Below are 24,447 nucleotides of genomic sequence, written 5' to 3'. Positions count from 1 at the left end.
CCGCCCTGTTCACCCCACCGCCAGCACCACCACCGCCACCAGCCCCGTCATCTCCGCGACGGCACCGAAGACGTCGCCGGTGATGCCGCCGAAGCGGTGGCGGCAGCGGCGTAGGGTCGCCTCGCCGGCCGCGAGGGCGAGGAGGGCGGCCAGGGCTGTGTGGAGGGCGCCGGATGCGCCGGTGTGGGTGCCGAGGGCGGCGGAGAGGGCCAGGACGGCGGCGGCCGTGGTGGCCGCTGCGGGGAGGGGGACCGTGCCGGCCACCGCGGCGCCCAGACCGTCGGGGCGGGCCGGGGGGACGCCGGGACGGGCGGTGAGGGTGAGGGCGCAGCGGGCGGTGACGGCTGCGACCACGGCGGCCGCCGCGCCGTGGGCCCAGCCGCGTTCGTACAGGTGGGCGAAGGCGGCCGCCTGGGCGAGCAGGGTGAAGAGCAGGGTGATGACGCCGAACGGGCCGATGTCGGACTGCTTCATGATGCGCAGCGCGTCCTCGGCGGGCTTGCCGCTGCCCAGGCCGTCGGCGGTGTCGGCGAGGCCGTCCAGGTGGAGGCCGCGGGTGAGGACGGCGGGTACGGCCGTGGTGGCGACGGCGGCGAGGAGGGGGCCGCTGTCCAGGAGGAGGAGCAGGGTTCCGAGAGCCGCTGAGGCCAGGCCGACCGCCAGGCCTGCCACCGGCGCGCAGAGCATGCCGCCGCGCGCTGCCGGCCGGTCCCAGCGGCGGAGCCGTACGGGCAGCACGGTCAGTGTGCCGAAGGCGAAGCGCATGGCGTCCCCGAGGGTGGGGGAAGGCGAGGGGCCGGACGGGGCGGCGGCGTCGTTCATCGCGGCAGGCTAACCCGGCTGTCCCGGACCGTACGGCGCTAAATTGCCCCTATACCCGACAAATGGGGAGTGCGTGGCATGGGTCACTGGTGGTTCCGCAACATCATCGAGCCGGGGAAGCTCCCGCTGCTGCTCGCGCTCGTCTCCTTCGTGCTGACCTTCGTCGTGACCCGTGTGATCACCCGGCTGATCCGGGCCGGCAAGGGGCCCTTCCGGAACATCTCGCCGGGCGGCCTGCACATCCACCACGTCGTGCCGGGCGTGGTGCTGATGGTGGTCGGCGGCTTCACCGCGCTGGCCGGCGGACGCCACGGGTACGGGTCGGGGATGGCGGCGGTGCTGTTCGGGATGGGCGTCGGGCTGGTGCTGGACGAGTTCGCGCTGATCCTGCACCTGGACGACGTGTACTGGAGCGAGCAGGGCACCAAGAGCGTGGAGATCGTGATCGTCACGGCCGCGCTGGTCGCGCTGATCCTGGGCGGCGCCCTGCCGTTCGGGGTGAACGAACTGGGGCCCGAGGAGTTCCACAACCGCTTCCGGGTGGTGCGGACCGTGGGGATCAACTTCCTGTTCGCGCTGGTGGCGCTCTTCAAGGGCAAGGGCCGGATGGCGGTGATCGGGGTGTTCGTGCCGTTCGTCGCGCTGTTCGGGGCGGTCCGGCTGGCCCGCCCCAACTCACCGTGGGCGAAACGGTTCTACCGGCGGCGCCCCAAGGCCCGCGCCAAGGCGAAGGTCCGTGCCTTCCGGCACGACCGGCGCTGGAACCGGCTGCGCCGCCGGGTGAACCACGTCATCGGCGGGGCGCCGACCCACTGAGAGCCCGCGTGCCGGGCGGGCGGGTGCCTGGCCGGGATTCAGCCACCGGCCCTCACCTGCTGCTCGTCCCGTGGCTTGCGGCGCCGGTGCAGCACCTCCCACACCCCGCACAGCGCCAGCACCGCCACGACCGCGGCGATGTGCTCCCGGCCCGCCAGGTTGTTCTTGATGAACACCACCTCGTAGACCATCGCCAGCACCACCAGAGCGCACGTGAACCACGCCCGGTACACCCAGCACACGAAGATCCCGAGGCCGACGACGGCCGCCGACGGGCCGGTGTCGTGCACGAACGCGTCCGTCGGCGGCAGGCCGATCGGGTTGTCCGGGCCGAGCCAGATGCCGATTCGCGCGTACATCGTCCCGGCGAGCGTGGCCGCGTACGCGATGACCAGCGTCCGGGCCCGGCCCAGGCAGATCTCGCAGATGCCGAAGACGAGCAGGAGCTGCGCCAGCGCGCCCCACACCGGCAGGTCCAGGGCCGGTACGAACAGCGACAGCGGCGTACGCAGCAGCGCCAGCCACAGGTGCTCGTCGGCCTGTACGGAGCCGATGTTCTGGATGAACTGATAGCCCCAGGACTGGTTCTGGACGATCTGGAAGAGCGAGGTGAGCAGCACCGCGGAGATCGTCATGGGGATCGCCAGCAGCTTCTTCGCGCGCAGGCCCGACCACACGGTCCGGAACAGCAGGCCCCACTCGGCACGCACGGCGCGGCGCAGGACCGGCTCGCTCATCTCTTGGTCTCCAGGTGTTTGCGGTTGAGCCACTTCGGCAGGCCGGGGGCCTCCAGGAACCCCTCGGCGCGGGCGCTGGCGAGGCCGATGCGCAGCAGGTCGGTGCTCTTTTCGAAGAGCATGTACCGGGGCTCCCAGATGGGCCGGTATTTCGCGTTGGCGCGATAGAGCGATTCGATCTGCCACCACCGGGAGAAGAAGCTGAGCAGCGAGCGCCACAGGCGCAGCACCGGGCCCGCGCCGAGCCGCGCACCGCGTTCGAAGACGGAGCGGAACATCGCGAAGTTCAGTGAGACCTGAGTGACGTCCACCTCTTTCGCCCGCTGGATCAGTTCCAGCACCATGAACTCCATCAGCCCGTTCTCGGAGTCCCGGTCGCGGCGCATCAGGTCGAGCGAGAGGCCCTTGGCGCCCCACGGCACGAAGCTGAGCAGCGCGCGCAGTTCACCGTCGGCGTCGGTGCATTCGAGCATCACGCAGCGCCCGTCGCCGGGGTCGCCGAGGCGGCCCAGGGCCATCGAGAAGCCGCGCTCGGTCTCGCCGTCGCGCCAGTCGTCGGCCAGCTTCAGCAGCCGGTCCATCTCCGCCTCGGGAATGTCTTCGTGGCGGCGGATGCGGACGGTGTATCCGGCGCGCTTGACGCGGTTGTACGCCTGCCGGACGGTGCGCATCGCGCGTCCCTCCAGCGTGAACTCCCCGGTGTCGACGATCGCCTCGTCGCCCAGCTCCAGCGCGTCCAGGCCGTGCCGGGCGTAGATCGTGCCGCCTTCCTCGCTGGCGCCCATCACGGCCGGCGCCCAGCCGTGCGAGCGGGCCTCGGCGAGCCACAGGTCGATGGCGCCGGGCCACGCCTCCGGGTCGCCGATCGGGTCGGCGGAGGCGAGCGAGACCCCGCCGACGACGCGGTAGGTGACGGCGGCCTTGCCGGTGGGGGACCAGATGACGCTCTTGTCGCGGCGCAGCGCGAAGTAGCCCAGCGAGTCCCGGTCGCCCTGGCGGGCCAGCAGGTCGCGCAGCCGCTCCTCGTCCTCGGGGGTGATCGGGTCGGTGCTGCGTACGGAGCGGAAGGCGGCCCACAGCACGAGCAGCAGCAGGACGGAGCTCATGACGTTGATGACGACGTTGGCCCAGTTCGGCGTGGCGATGCCGGGGAAGCGGTCCTCGTCGGCGGCGATGGAGACCAGCCGCATGATGCCGTAACGCCAGCGGTCCAGGAAGGACGCGTGGTGGCTGTCGTGCGCGGTGTTGGCGAGGGTGACCAGGAGCGCGGCGAGCAGCGAGGTCACCAGCAGGCCGCCGAGCGCGACGGCCGCGGCCAGTTTGGGGTTGGAGCGGTCGCCCTTGGCGTAGAACTCCGTGCGGCCGACGAGCAGTGAGACGACGAACAGCAGCGTCACGACGAAGGAGAACCAGTTCTGCCCGTGCTGCCGGAACTCCGGCGCCGTCACCATCGCGAGGGCGAACAGCGCCAGGAACAGCCCGGACAGCACCAGGTTCAGTATCCACGCGGCGCGTTTGCGGCGCCGCATGGTGACCGCGAAGAACAGCGAGAAGACGCCGGAGGCGAATCCCGCGGTGAGCAGGTACGGCGTGAAGAACTCATCGACGTTGTGCCGGCGGATGTCCTGTCCGAAAGACACCCACACGGCGCTGAGGAAATTGATGAAGGTGACGGCGCGCAGGTACCACACGGCGTACGCGGCACCGCGCTGTGACCACCGACCGCGGGTGCGGTCCTCATCCGGGCTCAAACGGACTTCTCCCATGAAACTTGATCATATGGGGGCGTCGTCGATGCCCGGATCCGCTGGAATCCGGCCACTTCACAGCGGCGCGGGCCGTTGCCGGCCGGCGCCGCTCAGTCGCGTACGGGCAGGTCTGCCGCCAGGGCCGCGGCCGCCTGCACCAGTGGCAGGGCGAGCAGCGATCCCGTCCCCTCACCAGCAGTGACGCCGTGATCGAGCAAAGGGTTGAGCGCGATCCGGTCGAGTGCCTTGGACTGCGCCGGCTCACCGCTGACCTGTCCGGCCAGCCACCAGTCCGGCGCCCGGAACGCCACCCGCTGCGCCACCAGCGCGCAGGCCGCCGAGACCACCCCGTCCAGGATCACCGGGGTGCGCCGGACCGCGCTCTGGAGCAGGAACCCGGTGATCGCGGCCAGGTCGGCGCCGCCGGTGGCGGCCAGCAGCTCCAGCTGGTCGCCGAGGACCGGCCGGGCCCGGCGCAGCGCGTCGCGGATCGCCGCGCACTTGCGCATCCAGGCCAGGTCGTCGATGCCCGCGCCGCCGCGTCCGGTGACCACCGACGCGTCGGTGCCGCACAGCGCGGCGATCAGCGTGCTCGCCGCGGTGGTGCCGCCCACGCTGAGGTCGCCGAGCGCGACCAGGTCCGTACCGGCGTCCGCCTCCTCGTCGGCGACCGCCATGCCCGCCCGGAAGGCCCGCTCGGCCTCTTCGGGCGTCAGCGCGTCCTCGATGTCGATCCGGCCCGAACCGCGCCGTACCCGGTGCCGGGTGACGTCCTCCGGCAGCTCCGCCGGGTCGCAGTCCACCGCCATGTCGACGACCCGCACCGGGACCCCGGCCCGGCGCGCGAGGACCGCCGCCGGGCTGGACCCGTCCAGCACGTCCCGTACGAGCTGGTGCGTCGTCCCGGCCGGACGGCCCGAGACGTCCAGCGACGCCACCCCGTGGTCGCCCGCGAACAGCACCGCGCGCGGCCGCTCGACCGGCCGTACCGGCACCTGCTGCTGTGCGGCGGCCAGCCACTCGCCCAGCTCGTCCAGCCGGCCCAGGGCCCCGGGCGGCACCGCCAGCCGCTGCCGGCGCTCCTCGGCATCGCGGCGCGCGCCGCCGTCGGGGCGCTCGATCAGGTGGGCGAAGTCATCGAGGTTCAGGGCGCTCATTCGGCGCAGATTACCGGGAACGGTGCCCGGCGGCCCGCTCCGGGTCGGCGGGGGCGCCTCCGGGCCGGGTGGTGGGGGCGGCCGGGGCGGCCGGGCGGCAGCCGGACCCGGGGCCGGGGGCGGCCGGGCGGAGGCCGAAGCGGATCTCGGTGACCGTGCGGGCAGGCGTGTGCAGCAGCGGTACGTGCTCCCGCCAGTGCGCCAGGTGCCCGGCGAGCGGCCCGCGTCCTGGCGGCGGTACTTCGCGGACGGTGAGGATGTTCGGGTGCGCGCTCGCGATCCTCGGCCGGTCGGCGGCGTTCATGCCCCAGCGCAGCGGCGGTGCGGCCGGAGCCGTGCGGACGTCCCCGGGCAGCCGGTCCCGGCTCGTCGGCATACGGGCGCCCGGACGCGGCCGCTCCCGGCCCACGCACCACCGGGGCACCGCGTCGAAGACCAGCGCGCCCCCGGGGAAGCGCTCCGCGCACGCCGCGATCAGGGCCCGCACCTCGGGCGGCCGGAGGAACATCAGCAGCCCGCGCGCCATCACCACCACCCCGCGCTCCGGTTCCCGGACCGCGTCCAGCCAGCCGGGGCCGGTCACCGGGCACGCGAGCGTCCGCCGCCGGGGCCCGTCCGGCGTCAGCATCCGGCGGACCGCGGCGGCCTCCGGCGGCTCCACGGTCAGCCAGTGCAGCCACCCGTTGTCCAGCCGCCGGAAGGCGGAGCTGTCCAGTTCCTCGCCGAGCGCGACGACGGTGGCGTGCGGGTGCTGCCGTACGTAGGCGCGTACGGCAGCGTCGAAACGGCGCGCGCGGCGGGGCGTGCGGCCGGCCGCGGGGCCGGTCGTGTCGGTGAGGGCGGCGCCTGAGCCGGCCGGGCCATCCGTATCGGTCACGGATCCAAGACCACCCGGCGCCGCGGGCGCGGGCAAGCGGACACGGGCACGGCCCGGCCCGTGTCATCCGCGCAGCGCAAGCGCCTGCCCGGCGACGACCAGCAGGACGTGTTCGCACTCGGCGCCGAACATCGCGTTCAGGCGACCCAGTTCGTCGCGGAAGCGGCGGCCGGACGCGGTCGCCGGCACCACCCCCGAACCGACCTCGTTGCTCACCGCCACCACCGGACGCCGGGTGCCGCGCACCGCCGCGACCAGCTCGTCCACCCGGGCGCGCAGCTCCCGCTCACCGCCCGCCGCCCACTTCTCGTCGTCCCACGCGCCGACCTCGTCCATGGCGTGCGTCAGCCACAGGGCGAGGCAGTCGATCAGCAGCGGCGAGTCGTCCGGGGCGGCCAGGGCGGCGGGTCCGCCCGGCCGGTCCTCCGGGCGGTCCTCGGGCCGGGCGCCGCCTTCGAGGAGCGGCAGCAGGTCGCAGGTCTCCGTCGTGCGCCAGGACGCCGGGCGGCGTTCACGGTGGGCCGAGACCCGCGCGGCCCACTCCGTGTCCCCGTCACGGGTGCCGCCGGTCGCGACGTAGAGCACGTCGGGGAAGGCGGCGAGCCGCCGCTCGGCCTCCGCCGACTTGCCGCTGCGCGCGCCACCCAGCACCAGCGTGCGGCGCGGCAGGTCGGGAACCGCGTGGTACTCGCCGACCAGCAGCGACGTGCCGTCCGGCACGGTACGCGCGCCCGCCGCCGCCAGCCGTCGGTGCAGCTCCGGGCCGGGCGGCACGGTGTGGTCCAGGTGGACGCCCAGTACGTCGGTCGCCGCGTCCACGGCGCCGCCGGCCCGCAGCCGGGCCAGTGCGTCCGGCCGCCCCAGCACGTCCAGCAGGACCATGTCGTACGGGCGGACGCCGCGGCCGGGCCCCTCGCCGTCGGCCGGCCCGGCCGGCGCGGCGCCCGGCGGCAGGTACAGCAGCCGCTCGCCGTCGGCGCCGCCGACCTCGTAGCCGGTGCCCGGCACGTCCACGGCGACGGCCCGCACCCGGTGCCCGTCCAGCAGCGCCAGCTCCCGGCCGTCCGCGACCCGCCCCGGCTGCGGCAGTCCGGCGGGCACCTCCATGGCCGGCCCGTCGTGCGGGTGCGAGAGCAGCACCTGCCGTACGGCGGTGAGCGAGTGCCCGGCGCGGGCGGCCGCGAAGGCCGGACCTGGCGTCAGGTCCAGGAGCAGCGCCCCGTCGACGAGCAGCGCGGTGGCCGCCCGCGCCTCGTCGCCGACGGCGGAGGCACAGGCGGCGCAGGGGCAGCCGGGGCGCGGCAGCCCGCGGGGGGCTCCGGTGCCGAGGAGAGTCAGTTCCACCCGCCGATTTTCTCCCGCCCGCGCCGACCGGGCGCGCGGGGGCCCGTCTCGACACGGCCGTTAGGCTGCGGATCAGCACGTACGCGAGGACGTACGCCGCGCGTTCGCGGGGAATACGCCGCTCGTACGGCGCTCGTACGGAGGACAGCAAGGACGGCACCGCGGCGCGCCACGGTGCGCGAACCAGCAGGCACTCGGTGGGACCCAGGAGGCGGACATGGCGTGGACATGGCGGTTCGAGAAGGCCGACGGTACGGAGACGGAGCCCGCGGTGCAGCCGGAGGACTTCTCCACCCAGGGGGACGCGGAATCCTGGATCGGCGAGGTGTGGAAGGACCTCCTCGAAGGAGGCGCCGACAGGGTGACGCTCTTCGAGGACGGAACCGAGATCTACGCGATGAGCCTGCACGCCGACGCGGGCTAGGCGGGATCTGAGAGACAGGCCCTGGCGGCAGGCCGGCGTCGGCCGGGTCACGCCCGGCCGGCGCCCCCGCGCCTTCCCGCTAGATCGTCCCCAGCGTCACCCGCACCGTCTTCCGCGACCCGTCCCGGTCGACCGTGACGTCCACCTTGTCGCCGGGCTTGTGGCCCGCCAGCGCCTCCGACAGCGCCTGCATCGTACGGACGGCCGTCCCGTCGAACTTCACGACGACGTCACCGGCCTCGATGCCCGCCCGGTCCGCCGGGCCGTTCTCCTTGACGCTCGCCACGCTCACCCCGGCGCCCTCGAAGTCCGCGCCGACCAGGGTGCGGCCCGTGATGCCGAGCGCCGCCCGGCCCGAGTTGGTGACCTTGCCGTCCTTGATGATCTGGTCGGCGATGTTGCGGACGGTGGACGCCGGGATCGCGAAGCCGATGCCGGGCGCCGCGCCCTCACCCATCTGCGGGTCCGTGGCGGCCAGCGTGGGGATGCCGATGACCTGGTCGGAGAGGTTGACCAGCGCGCCGCCGCTGTTGCCGGGGTTGATGGCGGCGGAGGTCTGCACCATGTTCGCGAGGGTCGCGCCCGTACCGCCGCCGCTGCTGGGTTCGCTGACGGTGCGTCCGGTCGCCGAGACGATGCCCTGCGTGACGCTGCCGGACAGGCCCAGCGGGCTGCCCATGGCGAGCACGATCTGCCCGATCTCGACCTTGGCGGAGTCACCGAACGTCGCGGGCTTCAGGTCCTTCGGCGCATCGTCGATCCGGATGACGGCGAGGTCCTGCTCCGGGTACGAGGCGACCAGCGTCGCGTCCAGGGAGCGGCTGCCGCGCGCCGTGGTGACCTCGAACTTCTTGTCCTCGCCGACGACGTGCGCGTTGGTGACGATGTGCCCGCGCGCGTCGTACACCACCCCGGAGCCCAGCCCCTCCCCGGTGGTGATCTGGACGACCGACGGCAGCACGTCCCTGACCACTTTCTGGTACGCGTTCTGCAGGTCGGTGCTGACACTGGGGGCCGCCGCCTTCGCGGGGGAGGTGGCGGCGGCCGCGGGGGCCGACGAGGAGACGTCCTTGCCGGGTCCGGAGGAGGAGTCGGTGCCGGAGCAGCCGGCCACCAGCGCGGTCGCGCACAGGGCTGCGGCCGCGGCGACCGCCGCCCGGTGACGGGAAGTCAGTGAAGGCGTCATGTCTGAAGTGTCCCGTCAGGACGCCTGAACCGCCCCCTGATCGGACGCCGTGGCGAGAAACCGCGTCCCGGGTCGCACACAGGGGCGCGCGGCACCTGCGTCCGAGCCGCAGCCGCCTCCGTACGCCCCCGCCGCCGCGCTACTGGCGCCCCTCGCCGCCCGGCCCGCCCCGTACGCCGCACAGGTGCAGCAGCGCCGCCACCGCACGGTACGGATCCGTGCGGCCGGCCCGGTCCTCGGCGGCCAGCAGCCGTTCCAGCTCGTGGTCGGGGGGCGGCGGCGCATCGTCCGCCGCGGTGTCGGTGAAGACCCGGATGCCGTACCAGGTCTCCAGCGGCGCGCCGATCCCGTCGAGCGTCGCGGTCAGCGCCGCCAGGCGGTCGGCGCGCGCCTTCAGGCCGAGGCGGTTGACGTACTCGGGTGTGTCGAAGGCGCCCAGGGCGGCGGCCCAGTCGCCGGACAGGCCGGGCCGCATCGCGAGCGCGTCGGCGTTGCGCACCACCAGGGACAGCAGCCCGCCGGGTGCCAGGACGCGTGCCAGCCCGGCCAGCATCGGGTCCGGCTCCGCCACGTACATCAGCACGCCGTGGCAGAGCACCATGTCGAAGGCGCCGGGCGGGAAGAGCACACCGGTGTCCCGGCCGTCCCCCTCGATCAGCTCCATCCGCTCCTGGATGCCGGCCGGCTCCTCCGCCAGCGCCGTACGGGCCGCCGCCAGCATCGCCGGGTCGGACTCCAGGCCGGTGACCTTGTGCCCGGCCCGGGCCAGCCGCAGTGCCTGGGTGCCCTGGCCCGCGCCCACGTCGAGGATCCGCAGCCGCTGCCCGACCGGGAAGCGCGCCGCTATCTGCTCCTCCAGCTGGCGGGCCACCAGTTCCTGGCGGACCGTGTTGCGCAGTCCGCCCAGCCCGCCGAGCCACCGCTCAGCGCCGGGCGAGAAGCCCGAAGAGGTTGCGTTCAGGGCCGCTCTCCGCGCTTGACCTGCGGCTTCGGCAGACGCAGCCGGCGCATCTGGAGCGTGCGCATCAGGGCGTAGGGCTTGACGCCCTTGTGGTTGTCGTCCGGGAAGCGCTGCTTGAGGCGCCGGCTCAGCGAGAACCACAGCACGAACGAGTCGATGACGATCAGCACGATGATGAACAGCCACAGCAGCAGCGCGATGTTCTGGATCGCCGGCTGGCGCAGCATCGTCAGCACCAGGATGATCACGGCCATCGGCAGGAAGAACTCCGCCACGCACCAGCGCGAGTCGACGAAGTCGCGCGCGAAACGGCGCACCGGGCCCTTGTCGCGGACCGGCAGGAACCGCTCGTCGCCGTTGGCCAGCGCCTCGCGCTGCCGGGCCATGTCGGCGCGGCGCGCCTCACGCGCCGCCTTCTGCGCCTCCTTGCGGTTGGCAGGGGTGTGCGCACGCGTACGGCGCTGCGACTGCGCCTGGCTGCGCTTCGGCGTCGGGCGGCCCTTCGGGGCCTGCGGGTCGCGGGGCTGCTTCGGCTCGGACGCGGTCACCTTGGCGGTCGCGGCCTGCTCATCCTTCGAACGGCTTCGGAACACACACGCAAGAGTACGGGTTGGCCGCGCATGGACCACAGCGGCATGGGGAACGATCCGGCAACGGCGCCGGCCTGTGGCGGGCGCCACGCATGGGACAAATGGGGGCGAAGGGGGCACGGTGTGGGTTCCCGGGGCGGTCCCTACTCCTTGCGCCGGATAGCGGCGGCACCCTGATCGTCCTGCAGGAGGAGCGCATCCGGGTCCGAACAGTGCGGTAATGGAACCGGGGCCCGTACTGTGGGGTCTGTAGATGTGCTGGAGCCGAAGCCCGATGTAACTCGGTCAGAAGGGGGCGCGCGAGGCCCATGAGCGGTGTCATGAAGCGGATGGGGATGATCTTCCGCGCGAAGGCCAACAAGGCCCTGGACCGGGCCGAGGATCCGCGCGAGACCCTTGACTACTCGTACCAGAAGCAGCTGGAACTGCTGCAGAAGGTCCGCCGCGGCGTCGCCGACGTGGCGACCTCCCGCAAGCGCCTGGAGCTGCAGCTCAACCAGCTCCAGAACCAGTCCTCCAAGCTGGAGGACCAGGGCCGCAAGGCCCTCTCGCTCGGCCGCGAGGACCTCGCCCGCGAGGCGCTGTCCCGCCGGGCCGCCCTCCAGCAGCAGGTCACGGACCTGCAGACGCAGCACCAGACGCTCCAAGGCGAGGAGGAGAAGCTCACCCTCGCCGCGCAGCGCCTGCAGGCCAAGGTCGACGCCTTCCGTACGAAGAAGGAGACGATCAAGGCCACGTACACCGCCGCCCAGGCCCAGACCCGTATCGGTGAGGCGTTCTCCGGCATCTCCGAGGAGATGGGCGACGTCGGCATGGCCATCGAGCGCGCGGAGGACAAGACCGCGCAGATGCAGGCCAGGGCCGGCGCCATCGACGAGCTGCTGGCCTCCGGCGCGCTCGACGACCCGACCGGCATGGCCAAGGACGACATCACCGCCGAGCTGGACCGGCTCTCCGGCGGTACGGACGTGGAGCTGGAGCTCCAGCGGATGAAGGCCGAGCTGGCCGGCCCGGGCGCCGACAAGCAGGCCATCGAGGGCGGCCAGGCGGGCCAGGGGCAGCAGGCCCCGCAGGCGCAGCCCGGACAGCCGCGTTTCGACAAGCAGTGACGGCCGGCGGCGGTTAGCCTCATCGGGACCGCCGCACCGGACCAGGCCGCCGCATCGGATCAGGTCGTCGCGCCGGACCGGACCGCCGCACTGGATCAGGCCGCCGCATCGGACCAGAAGGAGACCGTCGTGATCGTACGGATCATGGGGGAGGGGCAGGTGAAGCTCGCCGACGCGCACTTCATCGAGCTGAACAAGCTGGACGACGAGCTGCTCGAAGAGATGGAGAGCGGCGACGAGGAAGGCTTCCGGCGCACCCTCGGTGCCCTCCTGGACGCGGTGCGCCGCCTCGGCAGCCCGCTGCCGGACGACGCCCTGGAACCGTCCGAGCTGATCCTGCCCTCCGAGGACGCGACCCTCGACGAGGTCAGGCAGATGCTCAGCGACGACGGCCTGATCCCGGGCTGACCCGCCGCCCGGAGCCCCGGGCGGCCCGTACCACCTCCAGCGCAGGCAAGCGCCCCGGATCCCGCACGGGACCGGGGCGCTACCGTTTCCCCGTGACTCCCCTCGCCCCCGGGCAGCCCGGTCCGCGTCCGGGCGGCGGCCCGTTCGCCTGGATACGCGCCCACCCGCTCGCGTTCGACGCGGTGCTGGCGCTCGCCGTCGTCGTGGCGATCCTGGTCGGCGCGGTGGCCGAGCCGCACGGACCGCACGGGCCCCGGTTCGGCGAACGCGAACTGACCGCCACCACCGTGGTCCTCGCCGTCGCCGCCGGCGGCGCCCTGGTCCTGCGCCGCCGCTTCCCGCGCAGCGTCCTGGCGGCCACCGGCGTGTGCACCGTCCTCGAACTGCTCCTGGAATCCGGGGCGCCGCGCGCCCCCGTCGCCTGCGCCGTGGTCATCGCCCTGTGCACCCTCGCCGCCCGCACCGACCGCTCCACCACCTGGCGCGTCGGCGCGCTGACCGTCGTCGTGCTGACCGCCGCCGCGATGCTCTTCGGCGACCGTCCCTGGTACGCCCAGGAGAACCTCGGGATCTTCGCGTGGACCGGCATGGCCGCCGCGGCCGGTGACGCCGTCCGCAGCCGGCGCGCCTTCGTCGCCGCCATACGGGAACGGGCCGAACGCGCCGAGCGCACCCGCGAGGAGGAGGCCCGGCGCCGCGTCGCCGAGGAGCGGATGCGCATCGCCCGCGAGCTGCACGACGTGGTCGCCCACCACATCGCCCTGGTCAACGTGCAGGCCGGAGTCGCCTCGCACGTCATGGACAGCCGCCCCGACCAGGCCAAGCAGGCGCTGGCGCACGTACGCGAGGCGTCCCGTTCCGCCCTGGACGAGCTGCGCGCCACCGTCGGCCTGCTGCGCCAGTCCGACGACCCGACGGCCCCCACCGAACCCGCGCCGGGCCTCGGCGTGCTGGACCAGCTCGTGGACGGTTTCGTACGCGCCGGGCTGCCGGTCACCCTCGACGTCCCGGGGCAGGTGGACGGCCTGCCCGCCGCCATCGACCTCACCGCGTACCGCATCGTCCAGGAAGCGCTGACCAACGTGCACAAGCACGCCGGTACGGGCGCCCGCGCGACGGTCCGCATCGTGCGCAACGCCGACGCCCTGACCGTCACCGTCCTGGACGACGGCGGCGCCACCGGCCCGGACCCCGGCTCCCGCACCCGGGAACCCGGCGGCGGCCACGGCCTGATCGGCATGCGCGAACGCGTCGCCGCGCTGCGCGGCACGATCGAGACCGGCCCCCGCCCGGCCGGCGGCTTCCAGGTACGCGTACGGCTGCCGCTCCAGACCCGAGCCGCCCGGACGACCCAGACCACCGGGGCCGAAGCGCCCGCCCGCACCTGCCGCACGGGGGACACCGGATGACCGTCAAAGTACTGCTCGCCGACGACCAGGCCCTGCTGCGCAGCGCCTTTCGCATCCTGGTGGACTCCGAGTCCGACATGGAGGTGGTGGGGGAGGCGTCCGACGGTGCCGAGGCGTACGAGCTGACGCGGTCCACCGGGGCTGACGTGGTCCTCATGGACATCCGGATGCCGGGCGTCGACGGCCTCACCGCCACCCGCATGATCAGCGCCGACCCGGACCTGACCGCTGTGCGGGTGGTCATCCTGACGACCTTCGAGGTCGACGATTACGTGGTGCAGGCGCTGCGGGCCGGGGCCAGCGGGTTCCTCGGGAAGGGGGCCGAGCCGGACGAGCTGCTCAGTGCCATCCGGATCGCGGCAGCCGGTGAGGCGCTGCTGTCGCCGGCCGCCACGAAGGGGCTGATCGCCAAGTTCCTCGCGCAGGGGGAGGAGCCGGCCGAGGGCGGCCCCGGGCGGCCCGGAGCCGCCGGGCTGGCCACCCTGACCGGCCGTGAGCGTGAGGTGCTCGTCCTGGTCGGGGGCGGCCTGTCCAACGACGAGATCGCGGAGCAGCTCGCGGTCAGCCCGCTCACCGTCAAGACGCACGTCAACCGGGCCATGGCCAAGCTGGGCGCGCGCGACCGGGCCCAGCTCGTCGTCATCGCGTACGAGTCGGGGCTGGTGCGCCCCCGGGCGCAGTAGGGGGCCGCGGGGAACTGTCCGCGGACGGGGCGGCAGGGAGCCCTGGGGAACCGCCCGTGGACGGGGTGGCAGGGGCCCGTCCGCCCACGGGTGCAGCAGGGGGTGGAGACCGCCGTACTCCGAACGCTGTACTGCGCGCGGGGCGGAAACCGACCTGGGAGCGAGGAAAACCCGGCGGGGCGTGGCGGATCGTTTAGTCGGGCCAGTGGCGCCCGCCTGCCGAGAACGCCGTACAGAACAGAAGAGAGACCCCACCCATGTCCTGGCTGTCCCGACTCAGCCTCGTACAACGGGGCCTGATAGCGCTGATGTCGATCGTCGCGGTCGCCTTCGGCGCCATCGCGATCCCCCAGCTCAAACAGCAGCTCCTGCCCACCATCGAACTGCCCATGGTGTCCGTGCTGGCGCCGTACCAGGGCGCCTCGCCCGACGTCGTCGAGAAGCAGGTGATCGAACCGCTGGAGGACGGAATCCAGGCGGTCGACGGCATCAAGGGCGTCACCTCGACGGCGAGCGAGGGCTCGGCCGTCATCATGGCCCAGTTCGATTACGGCAACGACTCCAAGCGGCTGGTCGCCGACGTGCAGCAGGCCGTCAACCGGTCCCGGGCCAAGCTGCCGAAGGACGTGGACCCGCAGGTCGTCGCCGGCTCGACGGACGACATCCCCGCCGTCGTACTCGCCGTCTCCGCCACCGGCAAGGACCAGCAGACGCTGGCCGACCAGCTCGACCGCAGCGTCGTGCCCGGCCTGAAGAACATCGAGGGCGTCGGCCAGGTCACCGTGGACGGCGTCCGGGACCGCATCGTCGCCGTCACCCCCGACGACGCCAAGCTCGCGCAGGCCGGGATGACGGCCGCGGCGCTCGGCCAGGCGCTGGAGGCGGGCGGCGCGTCCGTGCCCGCCGGTTCGTTCGCCGAGAAGGGCCGCAGCAACACCGTCCAGGTCGGCTCCGGCTTCACCTCCGCGCAGCAGATCCGCGACCTGCCCCTGACCCCCGCAGCGGGCCCCGGCGGCGCTGGTTCCGCGGGCTCCGGGAGCGCTTCGGCGGGCAAGCCGGTACGCCTCGGTGACGTCGCCACCGTCAAGGAGGAGCAGGCCACCCCCACCTCCATCACCCGCACCAACGGCAAGCCCAGCCTGGCCGTCATGGTGACCATGGGCCGGGACGGCAGCGCCGTCGACATCTCCGAGGCCGTCAAGGACAAGCTGCCCGGCATCCGCACGGCGCTCGGCAAGGGCACCGAGGTCACCGTCGTCTCCGACCAGGGCCCCGCGGTCTCCAAGTCCATCGAGTCGCTGACCACCGAAGGACTGCTCGGCCTGGCCATGGCCGTGATCGTGATCCTGGTCTTCCTGCTCAGCCTGCGCTCGACGCTGGTCACCGCGGTCTCCATCCCGCTGTCCGTCGTCATCACGCTGATCGTGCTGTGGACCGGCGACCTGTCGCTGAACATGCTCACCCTCGGCGCGCTGACCATCGCCATCGGACGCGTCGTGGACGACTCGATCGTCGTCCTGGAGAACATCAAACGGCACCTGGGTTACGGCGAGGAGCGCCGCGAGGCGATCCTGACCGCCGTCCGCGAGGTCTCCGGCGCGATCACCTCCTCCACCCTCACCACGGTGGCGGTCTTCCTGCCCATCGGCGTGGTCGGCGGCATGGTCGGCGCCCTGTTCGGCTCCTTCTCCATCACGGTGACGGTCGCCCTGCTCGCCTCGCTCCTGGTCTCCCTGACCGTCGTCCCGGTCCTCTCCTACTGGTTCCTGCGCGCCCCGGAGATCCCCGAGGGCGCCGACCCCGAGGAACTGCGCCGGGCCGCCGAGGCCAAGGAGAGCGGCAGCCCGCTCCAGCGCCTGTACGTCCCCGTACTGCGCTTCGCCACCCGCCGCCGCGCCACCAGCCTCGTCATCGCCGTCGTCGTCCTCCTCGGCACGTTCGGCATGGCCCCCCTCCTCAAGACCAACTTCTTCGACCAGGGCGACCAGGACACCCTCAGCGTCAAGCAGGAACTGAAGCCCGGCACGAGCCTGGCGGCCGCCGACGCCCAGGCCAAGAAGGTGGAGAAGGTCCTCGGCAGCATCACCGAGGTCGAGGACTACCAGGTCACCGTCGGCTCCTCCGGCTTCATGGCGGCCTTCGGCGGCGGCAGCGGCGCCAACCAGGCCTCGTACCAGCTCAAGCTGAAGGACGCGGCGGACTCCGCGAAGGTCACCGACAAGCTCCGCACCGAACTCGACACGCTCGGCAAGGACATCGGCGAGACGACGGTCTCCTCCGGTGGCGGCTTCGGCAACCAGGACCTCAGCGTCGTCGTCAAGGCCGCCGATGCGGACGTCCTCAAGAAGGCCTCCGAGCAAGTACGGGCCACCGTCGCCGGCCTCGACCACGTCACCGACGTGCAGAGCGACCTCGCGCAGAGCGTGCCCCGCATCTCCGTCCAGGCCAACGCGAAGGCGGCCGCGGCAGGTTACAGCCAGGCCACCCTCGGCCAGGTCGTCGCCCAGGCGGTACGCGGCACCACCAGCGGCAAGGCGACGATCGACGACACCGAGCGGGACATCGTCATCAAGTCCACCCACCCGGTCACCTCCGAGGCCGCCCTGCGCGACCTGGCCGTACCGACCCCGGCGGGCCCGGCCAAGCTCGGTGACCTCGCCACGATCCGTACGGTCGCGGGCCCCGTCCAGACCACCCGCATCGACGGCGCCCGGTCCGCGACGGTCACCGCCAAGCCGACCGGCGACAACACCGGCGCGGTCACCGCCCAGCTCCAGTCCAAGATCAAAGCCCTGGACCTGCCGGAGGGCGCCACGGCGGAGATCGGCGGCGTCTCCTCCGATCAGTCCGACGCGTTCTCCTCGCTCGGCCTGGCCATGCTGGCCGCCATCGCCATCGTCTTCATGCTGCTCGTGGGCACCTTCCGGTCCCTGATCCAGCCGCTGATCCTGCTCGTCTCGATCCCCTTCGCGGCGACCGGCGCGATCGGCCTGCTGCTCGCCACGGGTACCCCGATGGGTGTCCCGGCGATGATCGGCATGCTGATGCTGATCGGCATCGTCGTCACCAACGCGATCGTGCTGATCGACCTGATCAACCAGTACCGCGCCCAGGGCTACGGCGTGGTCGAAGCCGTCATCGAGGGCGGCCGCCACCGCCTCCGCCCGATCCTGATGACCGCACTGGCCACGATCATGGCCCTGCTCCCGATGGCCCTCTCCATCACCGGCGACGGAGGCTTCATCTCCCAGCCGCTGGCGGTGGTCGTCATCGGCGGCCTGATCACGTCCACGCTGCTGACGCTGCTGCTCGTTCCGACGCTGTACGCGATGATCGAACTCCGCAAGGAACGCCGCGCGGCCAAGCGGGCGGCGAAGCGGGAGCGGCCCGCGGAGGAGCCCCGTACGCCGGAGCCCGCGGGCGTCTGAGGCGTTTGGCGCACATGACCCGGCCCGTCCCAGGAAGGTTCTGGGATGGGCCGAGCCGTGTCAGGCCGTCTTGAGACTGGTGATGAACGCGGCCCAAGAGGCGCTGGGGAAGGTGAGTATGGGGCCGTGGGGGTTTTTGCTGTCGCGTACGGGGACGGTGCCGGGGAAGTCCCCGGTTATCTCGACGCATTCGCCACCGTTGGTGTTGCTGTGGCTGCTCTTGCGCCAGCGGGCTGTGCTCAGGTCAAGGGTGCTTCGCGTGGCCTGCAATTCTCCATAGCCTTTCGAATCAGGTCCGCCGACGTCGACAGTGGAAGGGCGTTCGCGCGGAGTGTTTCGTACTGCCGACGTCGCTTCTTCACCATGTCCGGGTCCTCGTAAAGGTGACCGGCCTCGATGCCCTCTTCGTAGGCCACTGACGAGCCGTTGGGGAGTGTCAGCAAGGTCAGTGCGCCGCCCAACAGCGGGTGGAGTCCTGCACTGAAGGGCATGACCTGGACCTTACTCTCCGGAGTATCTACCTGCTTGAGCAGCGAAGCCAGTTGCTCGTACATGCACTCGCTGGTGCCCATCTGCCGTCGCAGCAGACTCTCGTCGAGGATCGCCCAGCGATAGCGTGGTGCGTCCGCATGCTGCCGTTGTTGCCGGGACATGCGGGCGTTGACAAGTTCCTCCGGGCGCTGCGCGACGCACTCCGTATCGCGGTCAGCCGGGGCGCCCGGCTGGCGCAGGCGCAGGCGCCGCCCTGTGAGCACGGGAAAACCGAGCGGTGCGGCGGCAAGACGTTCTGCTGCGGCTGCCGGCGGCAGATCTACCTCTGAGCCGGGCCGTGGGCCGTGTCCGGCAGCCGCATCAACTACGCTGGCATCAGCCGTCCGACCGCGTCCGCGATCCGGGATCAAGGCCCCTGACCGCCGTCTTCGAGGCGCCTGGAGGAAGCCGTGACCGCCGAACTCCCCGACTGGATGATCCCGCCCAGGCCCAGTGGCTGGGAAGCCGACGACCTCGACCACCTCCCTCAGGCGCCGCGGCACACCGAACTCATCGACGGAGCCCTGATCTTCATGATGTCGCCGCAGCGGTCCTGGCACTCCCGACTGGTGGAGAACCTGACCTTCGCGTTGCGGCAATCCGCCCCTGCCGGGTTCGAGACCGAGCGGGAAATGACCGTCCGGCTCGACAAGAAGAGCCGCCCCGAGCCGGACATCCTGGTCACCACCGCCGCGTACGATCCCGACCGGACCTGGTACTCGCCCGAAGACGTTGCCCTGGTCATCGAAGTCGTCTCGGAGGAATCAGCGGACCGTGACAGGTCCCTGAAGCCCTTCAAGTACGCACAAGCCAAGATCCCCCACTTCTGGCGCATCGAGGACGAGGCCGGTGTCCCCGCCGTCCACACCTATGAATTCGACGGCATGACCTGCGCTTATGTGGCCACCGGCATTCACCGGGACCGGCTGAGGGTTTCCGTACCGTTCCTCGTCGACATCGACCTCGACAGCCTCGTGCCCTGACCTCGGCTGCCGTGCGTCACGGCTCCACCACGTGGCCGTGGGGCCCGCACCGGCCTCCCCGGCCGGTGCGGGCCCCACGGGCCTGAGTCCTGCGCGCCCAAGGCGCCCTACGGCAGCGCCAGCATCCGCTCCAGTGCCAGCTTCGCGAAGCTCTCCGTCTCCCGGTCGACCTGGATGCGGTTGACGACCTTGCCGTCGGCGAGGGATTCGAGGGCCCAGACCAGGTGGGGGAGGTCGATGCGGTTCATGGTGGAGCAGAAGCAGACCGTCTTGTCGAGGAAGACGATTTCCTTGTCCTCGGCGGCGAAGCGGTTGGCCAGGCGGCGGACGAGGTTCAGTTCGGTGCCGATGGCCCACTTGGAGCCGGCGGGGGCCGCTTCCAGGGCCTTGATGATGTACTCCGTGGAGCCGACGTAGTCCGCCGCCGCCACGACCTCGTGCTTGCACTCGGGGTGTACGAGGACGTTCACGCCGGGTATGCGGGCCCGTACGTCCTCGACGGATTCGAGGGAGAACCGGCCGTGCACGGAGCAGTGGCCCCGCCACAGGATCATCTTGGCCGCGCGCAGCTGCTCGGCGGTGAGGCCGCCGTTCGGCTTGTGGGGGTTGTAGACGACGCAGTCGTCCAGGGACATGCCCATGTCGCGTACGGCGGTGTTGCGGCCCAGGTGCTGGTCGGGCAGGAACAGGACCTTCTCGCCCTGTTCGAAGGCCCAGTCCAGCGCGCGCTTCGCGTTGGAGGAGGTGCAGATCGTGCCGCCGTGCTTGCCGGTGAAGGCCTTGATGTCGGCGGAGGAGTTCATGTACGAGACCGGGACGACCTGCTCGGCCACGCCGGCCTCGGTGAGCACGTCCCAGCACTCCGCGACCTGCTCGGCGGTCGCCATGTCGGCCATGGAGCAGCCGGCCGCCAGGTCGGGCAGGACGACCTGCTGGTCGTCGGAGGTCAGGATGTCGGCGGACTCGGCCATGAAGTGCACACCGCAGAAGACGATGTACTCGGCGTCCGGCCGGGCCGCCGCCTCGCGCGCCAGCTTGAAGGAGTCGCCGGTCACGTCCGCGAACTCGATGACCTCGTCGCGCTGGTAGTGGTGTCCGAGGACGAAGACCTTGTCCCCGAGCTTCGCCTTGGCGGCGCGGGCGCGCTCGACCAGTCCGGGGTCGGACGGGGCCGGCAGGTCGCCGGGGCAGTCCACGCCGCGCTCGCTCTTCGGGTCGGCCTGGCGGCCGAGGAGGAGCAGTGCCAGCGGGGTCGGCTGGACGTCCAGGGGCTGGGCGGTGGTCACGACACGCACCCTCTCTTTTCCGTGTCTAAGGGGCGGCGTAGCCGCTCCAGTGGAGCCGGTGCTTGCACCGGGGGGTGCGGCACGGCCGCACCCGGGGAGCCGGTGACGGCTGCACCGGGACCCCTTTTCGTCGGTTTGACGCTATCTATCATAACCGCTTCATGTCACTTTGACGATGGCCATCGCGTCGATGTGACGCATCCCCGTACCCGGCCCGCCCGCGACCGGTCCGCAGTGTGCGAGCATGAAAGACGAAAGAACGAGAACACGTCGCGCCAGCCGGAATGAATTCCGGGCCCCGTCGGTTGCAGCCGAGGGCAAGCGGTCCGTACAACCCGGGAGAGATCTAGATGAGCGTTCAGGACGAGACCACCGTCAGCGACGGCATCATCCTGTCCGACGCGGCCGCGTCGAAGGTGAAGGCCCTGCTGGAGCAGGAAGGCCGCGACGACCTCGCGCTGCGGGTGGCCGTCCAGCCCGGCGGCTGCTCCGGACTGCGCTACCAGCTCTTCTTCGACGAGCGGTCGCTCGACGGCGATGTCGTCAAGGACTTCGACGGCGTCAAGGTCGTCACCGACCGGATGAGCGCCCCGTACCTGGGCGGCGCCTCCATCGACTTCGTCGACACCATCGAGAAGCAGGGCTTCACGATCGACAACCCGAACGCCACGGGCTCCTGCGCCTGTGGTGACTCCTTCAGCTGAGCCGGCAGCGGAGTCGGCTGAAGACAGCAGAACGTACGACGGCGGCGCCCCCTTCGCAGGGGGCGCCGCCGTCGTCGTGTCCGGGGCCGACCGCCGGGTCACCTCACCCGCGGGCCGCCGCGGGCGCTACTTCGCCGGAACCTCCTTGCCGGTGGACGCGTCGATCACGTCCCGTCCGGCCAGCGGCTTGTCCAGCGGCACCGTCTGCGTGAACTCCTTCGCCATCTTCACGCAGATCTGGTTCGGCTTCTTCTCCTTGCCGATGACCTCGGCCTTGACGCTCTTGCCGGTCTGCTCGGCGGTCGCCGAGTAGGTGCTGCACACGCCGCCCCAGAAGTGCAGCTTGAGCGACTTGCCGTCCGCGCTGACCTCGTACGATTCCAGGCCCATCGCCCCGGCCTTGCCCGACGGCTTGCCGCTGCCGGGCGGCTGGGCCGGGCTGGAGGAGGCGCCGCCGTCGCCGTTCTTGACGTACTTCGGGTCGACGGCGGGGTGAGTGACCGTGCCGCCGCCCGTCCGCTGCACCTGGTAGAGCCATGAGGGCACCAGCGCCTGGCGGCCGTTGACGTACTGGGCCGAAAGTCCGAAGACCGCGCCGGTCACGTCGGCGGGCTTGTGCGCGGAGGCGTTGCCCACGCACGGCTCGACGCCCTGGCCGCCGGCCTTCTTCTGCGGCTCGGCCGTAGCGCACCCGCCGGAGCCGGAGTTGGCGCCGCCGTGCGCGGCGTTCAGCCGCTCCAGCGTCTTCCCGGCGCTCTGCACCGGGTACGTGTCGCCCTTGACCGGCTGCGCCAACTGGCCGCTGCCGCCGACGACCTGGCCGTCCGAACCGATCTGGATGTCGCTCTGCCAGCCGTACGTGGGCAGTCCGCCGATCACCGGGTTGGCGCTGACGATCCGTACCGCGCCGGACAGGCCGCTCGCGTCCAGCTCGGCGTCCTGCTGGCCGAGCGCCTCCAGTACCGGCTGTGCGGCCTGCTTCGCCTTCTCCGGGGAGACGGCGTCCTGAGGGGAGGCGTCACCGTCCCGGTGGGACGGGCAGTCGGGCCCGCTCGCCTGCGAACCGCTGCCGTCGCCCTTCGGCGCGGTCTCCGCGCAGCCGGTGCCGCCGGGCGTGCCGTACTGCGAGTACGTCCAGGCGCCGGAGCCGCTCTTGGTCACCTCCAGGACGGGGCTGCGCGCGTCCCGGGTCAGGCCGCCCACCTTCCAGGAGTTGCCGTCCGAACGGACCTTGCCGGGCAGGTCCAAGGCCTTCGCGAGCTTGGCCACCGCCTCCTGGCTCACCTGGCCGCGCGGCTGGTAGACGGGTGCCGAGGAGGGGCCGTCGGGCAGCTTGCCGGTGGCCCGGTAGCCCGCGCCCTGCGGGTTCGGCTCGCCGGGCGCGATCCCGCTGCGCGAGCCCGCTTCCTTCGCGTAACCGTCCAGGACGAGCGGCGGCGGGCCGCCCTCCGGACGGGCGCCGGCGCCGCTGTCCCCACCGCCGGAGGCGGTCGAGGCCCAGTACGCCGCGCCGCCGCCGGCCAGCAGCACCGCCGCGGCCACCGAGGCCGCGATCAGCGGGCTGCGCCGGCGCCGTGCGGTCGTCTCCCGGGTGTCGTCGCTGGAATTCTCCCCGCCGGACGCGGGGGGAGTGTCCTCGGTGCTCACCGCATCGCTCCTTCGGCTCCGCTGAACAACTGACGTGTCCTCCTCCGTGGGGAGGACGCCGGTTGGACGGAGCCGAGGCGTCCGCGGTTCCCCCGGGCCCGGGAGCCGGTGTCCGGATCCCGGGCCCGGCGGCGGGCGCGGGCTCTCAGTCCCCGTACTCGGACATCCCGCTGACCAGGGCGGCGGAGGACGCGGGGACGCTGATTCCGTGCAGTTCGCGGGCAGGCGGCGGGGGTGCCTGGCGGTCGCTGCGCCAGTGCGGTGCCATCCGCGCGCAGTCGCCCAGCATCTGGGCCATCGACTCGGGTTCGGCGGAGCCGGGGGCGCGGCGGGCGGCGGGGGCGGGAACGTCGGCGGAACGGGGTGTGACGCCCTTCACATGCTTGGTCATACGGGCACCGTATGCATCCCGCGCCTCGCGAAGAAAGCCCTACTATTGGGTAGTTTCTGCTGGTGGGCGGAGATCAGGACAGCCGGTACCGTTGACCAACGTCCGTCTCGTCCTTCCGCCTTCCGCAGGAGCAGACCCGTCGTGCGTATCGCAGTCACCGGCTCCATCGCCACCGACCATCTGATGACCTTTCCCGGCCGTTTCGCCGACCAGCTGGTCGCCGATCAGCTGCACACGGTCTCCCTCTCCTTCCTGGTCGACGAACTCGACGTCCGGCGCGGAGGTGTCGGCGCCAACATCTGCTTCGGCATGGGCCAGCTCGGCACCGCGCCGATCCTGGTCGGCGCCGCAGGCAACGACTTCGAGGAGTACCGCGCCTGGCTCGACCGGCACGGTGTGGACACCCGCTCGGTCCGCATCTCCGAGGTCAAGCACACCGCCCGCTTCGTGTGCACCACCGACGCCGACCACAACCAGATCGGCTCGTTCTACACCGGCGCGATGAGCGAGGCGCGGCTGATCGAGCTGCACACCGTCGCCGAGCGCGTCGGCGGCCTGGACCTGGTCCTGATCGGCGCGGACGACCCCGAGGCGATGGTCCGCCACACCGAGGAGTGCCGGACCCGCGGCATCCCCTTCGCGGCCGACTTCTCGCAGCAGATCGCCCGGATGGACGGCGAGGCGATCCGCACCCTCATGGAGGGCGCCGCGTACCTGTTCAACAACGAGTACGAGAAGGGCCTGATCGAGTCCAAGACCGGCTGGACCTCCGAGGAGATCCTGGCCAAGGTCGGCACCCGGGTCACGACGCTGGGCGCCGACGGTGTCCGCATCGAGCGGGCCGGCGAGCCGGACATCGTCGTCGGCACCGCCGAGGAGAAGGCCAAGGCCGACCCGACCGGCGTGGGCGACGCGTTCCGCGCCGGCTTCCTGTCCGGCCTGTCCTGGGGCGTCGGCCTGGAGCGCGCCGCGCAGGTCGGCTGCATGCTCGCGACGCTGGTCATCGAGACCGTCGGCACCCAGGAGTACGAGCTGCACCGCAGCCACTTCATGGACCGCTTCACCAAGGCGTACGGGCACGAGGCGGCCGAGGACATCCGGACGCATCTGGCCTGATGCAGCCGGTCCACGGCGGGGGGGGGGGGGGGGGGGGGGGGGGGGGGGGGGGGGGGGGGGGGGGGGGGGGGGGGGGGGGGGGGGGGCGGG

The 24,447-nt window shown here is 72.3% G+C and carries 24 protein-coding genes; 10 read left to right on the top strand and 14 right to left on the bottom strand.

The genetic code is table 11. The features are described from left to right. Window positions 1–9 precede the first annotated feature (9 nt). Window positions 10–822: an adenosylcobinamide-GDP ribazoletransferase gene (locus ACZ4Z1_RS25535; protein ID WP_468488936.1), complete on the bottom strand. Its 813-nt coding sequence runs from the start codon at window positions 820–822 to the stop codon at window positions 10–12. A gap of 78 nt (window positions 823–900) precedes the next feature. Here ACZ4Z1_RS25535 and ACZ4Z1_RS25530 point away from each other — a divergent pair, with 78 nt between their 5' ends. Next, entirely contained in the window at window positions 901–1,638 is a 738-nt protein-coding gene (locus ACZ4Z1_RS25530; protein ID WP_468488935.1) for a hypothetical protein, read from the top strand. Between the two features lie 38 nt (window positions 1,639–1,676). On the opposite strand, the gene ACZ4Z1_RS25525 is transcribed toward ACZ4Z1_RS25530, so the two are convergent. The 5 genes from ACZ4Z1_RS25525 to ACZ4Z1_RS25505 form a co-directional block, all read right to left on the bottom strand. Further along, a complete protein-coding gene (locus ACZ4Z1_RS25525) occupies window positions 1,677–2,375 on the bottom strand; it encodes a hypothetical protein (protein WP_468488934.1) in 699 nt (232 codons plus the stop codon). Next, the gene (locus ACZ4Z1_RS25520; RefSeq protein ID WP_468488933.1) at window positions 2,372–4,141 is read right to left on the bottom strand and encodes a phosphatidylglycerol lysyltransferase domain-containing protein; all 1,770 of its coding nucleotides are present in this window, start codon (window positions 4,139–4,141) and stop codon (window positions 2,372–2,374) included. Before ACZ4Z1_RS25520 ends, ACZ4Z1_RS25525 begins: the two co-directional genes overlap by 4 nt. A 92-nt stretch (window positions 4,142–4,233) precedes the next feature. Next, entirely contained in the window at window positions 4,234–5,280 is a 1,047-nt protein-coding gene (cobT, locus tag ACZ4Z1_RS25515; protein WP_468488932.1) for a nicotinate-nucleotide--dimethylbenzimidazole phosphoribosyltransferase, read from the bottom strand. Between the two features lie 10 nt (window positions 5,281–5,290). Continuing rightward, window positions 5,291–6,157 (bottom strand): class I SAM-dependent methyltransferase, encoded by an 867-nt coding sequence (locus ACZ4Z1_RS25510; protein WP_468488931.1) that lies wholly within the window; start codon window positions 6,155–6,157, stop codon window positions 5,291–5,293. Between the two features lie 63 nt (window positions 6,158–6,220). Further along, window positions 6,221–7,501 carry a bifunctional adenosylcobinamide kinase/adenosylcobinamide-phosphate guanylyltransferase gene (locus ACZ4Z1_RS25505; protein ID WP_468488930.1) on the bottom strand — a complete coding sequence of 427 codons (1,281 nt, stop codon included), beginning with the start codon at window positions 7,499–7,501 and terminating at the stop codon, window positions 6,221–6,223. 217 nt (window positions 7,502–7,718) lie between these two features. Between ACZ4Z1_RS25505 and ACZ4Z1_RS25500 the strand changes: the two genes are divergently transcribed. Continuing rightward, the gene (locus tag ACZ4Z1_RS25500) at window positions 7,719–7,925 is read left to right on the top strand and encodes a hypothetical protein (RefSeq protein WP_468488929.1); all 207 of its coding nucleotides are present in this window, start codon (window positions 7,719–7,721) and stop codon (window positions 7,923–7,925) included. Between the two features lie 79 nt (window positions 7,926–8,004). Here ACZ4Z1_RS25500 and ACZ4Z1_RS25495 read toward each other — a convergent pair whose 3' ends face one another. The 3 genes from ACZ4Z1_RS25495 to ACZ4Z1_RS25485 all read right to left on the bottom strand — a co-directional run bounded on the left by ACZ4Z1_RS25495 (window position 8,005) and on the right by ACZ4Z1_RS25485 (window position 10,665). Beyond that, window positions 8,005–9,111: a S1C family serine protease gene (locus ACZ4Z1_RS25495; RefSeq protein WP_468488928.1), complete on the bottom strand. Its 1,107-nt coding sequence runs from the start codon at window positions 9,109–9,111 to the stop codon at window positions 8,005–8,007. A 139-nt stretch (window positions 9,112–9,250) separates the two neighbouring features. Then, entirely contained in the window at window positions 9,251–9,982 is a 732-nt protein-coding gene (locus ACZ4Z1_RS25490) for a class I SAM-dependent methyltransferase (protein WP_468488927.1), read from the bottom strand. Between the two features lie 86 nt (window positions 9,983–10,068). Then, window positions 10,069–10,665 carry a DUF3043 domain-containing protein gene (locus tag ACZ4Z1_RS25485; protein ID WP_468488926.1) on the bottom strand — a complete coding sequence of 199 codons (597 nt, stop codon included), beginning with the start codon at window positions 10,663–10,665 and terminating at the stop codon, window positions 10,069–10,071. Between the two features lie 305 nt (window positions 10,666–10,970). On the opposite strand from ACZ4Z1_RS25485, the gene ACZ4Z1_RS25480 reads away from it, so the two are divergent. The 5 genes from ACZ4Z1_RS25480 (at window position 10,971) to ACZ4Z1_RS25460 (ending at window position 17,699) form a co-directional block, all read left to right on the top strand. Beyond that, window positions 10,971–11,771 (top strand): PspA/IM30 family protein, encoded by an 801-nt coding sequence (locus ACZ4Z1_RS25480; protein WP_073761907.1) that lies wholly within the window; start codon window positions 10,971–10,973, stop codon window positions 11,769–11,771. Window positions 11,772–11,900: 129 nt separating this feature from the next. Beyond that, window positions 11,901–12,179, top strand: coding sequence for a PspA-associated protein PspAA (gene pspAA / locus ACZ4Z1_RS25475; protein ID WP_468488925.1), 279 nt, complete (start codon window positions 11,901–11,903; stop codon window positions 12,177–12,179). Between the two features lie 92 nt (window positions 12,180–12,271). After that, complete coding sequence (locus ACZ4Z1_RS25470) at window positions 12,272–13,588, top strand: sensor histidine kinase (RefSeq protein ID WP_468488924.1); 1,317 nt, start codon at window positions 12,272–12,274, stop codon at window positions 13,586–13,588. Continuing rightward, window positions 13,585–14,271 carry a response regulator gene (locus ACZ4Z1_RS25465; protein WP_468488923.1) on the top strand — a complete coding sequence of 229 codons (687 nt, stop codon included), beginning with the start codon at window positions 13,585–13,587 and terminating at the stop codon, window positions 14,269–14,271. The genes ACZ4Z1_RS25470 and ACZ4Z1_RS25465 overlap by 4 nt, the downstream gene beginning before the upstream one ends. Before the next feature lie 257 nt (window positions 14,272–14,528). Further along, window positions 14,529–17,699, top strand: coding sequence for an efflux RND transporter permease subunit (locus tag ACZ4Z1_RS25460; protein WP_468488922.1), 3,171 nt, complete (start codon window positions 14,529–14,531; stop codon window positions 17,697–17,699). A gap of 60 nt (window positions 17,700–17,759) precedes the next feature. Here the strand turns inward: ACZ4Z1_RS25460 and ACZ4Z1_RS25455 are convergent, their stop codons facing one another. Continuing rightward, entirely contained in the window at window positions 17,760–17,969 is a 210-nt protein-coding gene (locus ACZ4Z1_RS25455) for a DUF397 domain-containing protein (protein WP_468488921.1), read from the bottom strand. After that, window positions 17,939–18,454, bottom strand: coding sequence for a Scr1 family TA system antitoxin-like transcriptional regulator (locus tag ACZ4Z1_RS25450; RefSeq protein ID WP_468488920.1), 516 nt, complete (start codon window positions 18,452–18,454; stop codon window positions 17,939–17,941). Before ACZ4Z1_RS25450 ends, ACZ4Z1_RS25455 begins: the two co-directional genes overlap by 31 nt. Window positions 18,455–18,664: 210 nt before the next feature. Between ACZ4Z1_RS25450 and ACZ4Z1_RS25445 the strand changes: the two genes are divergently transcribed. Beyond that, window positions 18,665–19,213, top strand: coding sequence for a Uma2 family endonuclease (locus ACZ4Z1_RS25445; protein WP_468489036.1), 549 nt, complete (start codon window positions 18,665–18,667; stop codon window positions 19,211–19,213). Between the two features lie 107 nt (window positions 19,214–19,320). Here ACZ4Z1_RS25445 and nadA read toward each other — a convergent pair whose 3' ends face one another. After that, on the bottom strand, window positions 19,321–20,508 hold the full coding sequence (gene nadA, locus ACZ4Z1_RS25440; protein ID WP_468488919.1) for a quinolinate synthase NadA: 1,188 nt from the start codon (window positions 20,506–20,508) through the stop codon (window positions 19,321–19,323). A gap of 341 nt (window positions 20,509–20,849) precedes the next feature. Here nadA and ACZ4Z1_RS25435 point away from each other — a divergent pair, with 341 nt between their 5' ends. Then, window positions 20,850–21,203, top strand: coding sequence for a HesB/IscA family protein (locus tag ACZ4Z1_RS25435; protein ID WP_031004115.1), 354 nt, complete (start codon window positions 20,850–20,852; stop codon window positions 21,201–21,203). Window positions 21,204–21,329: 126 nt separating this feature from the next. On the opposite strand, the gene ACZ4Z1_RS25430 is transcribed toward ACZ4Z1_RS25435, so the two are convergent. After that, window positions 21,330–22,850, bottom strand: coding sequence for a hypothetical protein (locus tag ACZ4Z1_RS25430; protein ID WP_468488918.1), 1,521 nt, complete (start codon window positions 22,848–22,850; stop codon window positions 21,330–21,332). Window positions 22,851–22,995: 145 nt separating this feature from the next. Next, window positions 22,996–23,241, bottom strand: a complete 246-nt coding sequence (locus ACZ4Z1_RS25425; RefSeq protein WP_468488917.1) for a hypothetical protein — start codon at window positions 23,239–23,241, stop codon at window positions 22,996–22,998. Between the two features lie 141 nt (window positions 23,242–23,382). Between ACZ4Z1_RS25425 and ACZ4Z1_RS25420 the strand changes: the two genes are divergently transcribed. Next, the gene (locus tag ACZ4Z1_RS25420; protein WP_468488916.1) at window positions 23,383–24,357 is read left to right on the top strand and encodes a carbohydrate kinase family protein; all 975 of its coding nucleotides are present in this window, start codon (window positions 23,383–23,385) and stop codon (window positions 24,355–24,357) included. Window positions 24,358–24,447 lie beyond the last annotated feature (90 nt).

It is taken from the genome of Streptomyces sp. NPDC030165 (assembly GCF_055573595.1).
This window is presented reverse-complemented; position numbering and strand designations above follow the sequence as displayed.

What these genes read in the sequence shown, in the direction of transcription:
- cobT (WP_468488932.1), bottom strand. Translation starts at nt 5,280, where the DNA reads ATGAGCGCCCTGAACCTCGATGACTTCGCCCACCTGATCGAGCGCCCC.
- ACZ4Z1_RS25425 (WP_468488917.1), bottom strand. Translation starts at nt 23,241, where the DNA reads ATGACCAAGCATGTGAAGGGCGTCACACCCCGTTCCGCCGACGTTCCC.
- ACZ4Z1_RS25435 (WP_031004115.1), top strand. Translation starts at nt 20,850, where the DNA reads ATGAGCGTTCAGGACGAGACCACCGTCAGCGACGGCATCATCCTGTCC.
- ACZ4Z1_RS25445 (WP_468489036.1), top strand. Translation starts at nt 18,665, where the DNA reads ATGATCCCGCCCAGGCCCAGTGGCTGGGAAGCCGACGACCTCGACCAC.
- ACZ4Z1_RS25460 (WP_468488922.1), top strand. Translation starts at nt 14,529, where the DNA reads ATGTCCTGGCTGTCCCGACTCAGCCTCGTACAACGGGGCCTGATAGCG.
- ACZ4Z1_RS25495 (WP_468488928.1), bottom strand. Translation starts at nt 9,111, where the DNA reads ATGACGCCTTCACTGACTTCCCGTCACCGGGCGGCGGTCGCCGCGGCC.
- ACZ4Z1_RS25535 (WP_468488936.1), bottom strand. Translation starts at nt 822, where the DNA reads ATGAACGACGCCGCCGCCCCGTCCGGCCCCTCGCCTTCCCCCACCCTC.
- ACZ4Z1_RS25530 (WP_468488935.1), top strand. Translation starts at nt 901, where the DNA reads ATGGGTCACTGGTGGTTCCGCAACATCATCGAGCCGGGGAAGCTCCCG.
- ACZ4Z1_RS25520 (WP_468488933.1), bottom strand. Translation starts at nt 4,141, where the DNA reads ATGGGAGAAGTCCGTTTGAGCCCGGATGAGGACCGCACCCGCGGTCGG.
- ACZ4Z1_RS25480 (WP_073761907.1), top strand. Translation starts at nt 10,971, where the DNA reads ATGAGCGGTGTCATGAAGCGGATGGGGATGATCTTCCGCGCGAAGGCC.
- ACZ4Z1_RS25525 (WP_468488934.1), bottom strand. Translation starts at nt 2,375, where the DNA reads ATGAGCGAGCCGGTCCTGCGCCGCGCCGTGCGTGCCGAGTGGGGCCTG.
- ACZ4Z1_RS25465 (WP_468488923.1), top strand. Translation starts at nt 13,585, where the DNA reads ATGACCGTCAAAGTACTGCTCGCCGACGACCAGGCCCTGCTGCGCAGC.
- ACZ4Z1_RS25500 (WP_468488929.1), top strand. Translation starts at nt 7,719, where the DNA reads ATGGCGTGGACATGGCGGTTCGAGAAGGCCGACGGTACGGAGACGGAG.